The organism is Enterobacter cloacae complex sp. P16RS2, assembly GCF_014982155.1.
Lineage (GTDB): Bacteria > Pseudomonadota > Gammaproteobacteria > Enterobacterales > Enterobacteriaceae > Enterobacter > Enterobacter cloacae_M.
The window spans coordinates 1-511 of record NZ_JADCKW010000101.1; the positions used below are offsets into that span (position 1 = coordinate 1).

A 511-nucleotide genomic window follows, 5' to 3' on the forward strand; every position below is an offset into this window, starting at 1 on the left:
AAATAGAAGTGAAGATCAATGTATTACTGTTAGCGTCAGAACAAGCACCTGCTGTTGCCGCTACGTCAAGCGTTCCACCTGCTGGTTTAACAGTTGTAGAGCCTACTTGAGCAATGTAGAAGTTACCTGCTGTTGCTGTCATGATCTTAGTACATTCTGCTGCTGGTACGTTATCATAAGTAATTGTGAAAGAAGAACCTGCTGCTGATGATGGACCAGTGTTAGCTACACCTAATGTTACAGCACCTTTGAATGCGTTGATTGGTGTTGCAGAGTTACCTGAACCGCTTAACATGTTGTCAGGGAAGATCTTCGCTTGAACTGCTACTGAGTTATTCAAACCAGTAAAGCTTGAAGCGGAAGTATAAAGGGCTTTAACACCAGCTTGGATTGTTGCGATGTTATTACTCTCAGCTTGTGAACGTTGTGATGCTTGCACTTTAGGATATACGATAAATGCTGCTACCACTAACGCTGCGATAATACCAAGAACAAGTAATAGTTCTAAAAG

The 511-nt window shown here is 41.9% G+C and carries 1 protein-coding gene; it reads right to left on the reverse strand.

Translation table 11 applies throughout. The annotated features are described in order from the left end of the window. Nucleotides 1–511, reverse strand: a 511-nt coding sequence (locus INF68_RS23060) for a type 4 pilus major pilin (protein ID WP_227412960.1), incomplete at both ends; no start/stop codon positions are given.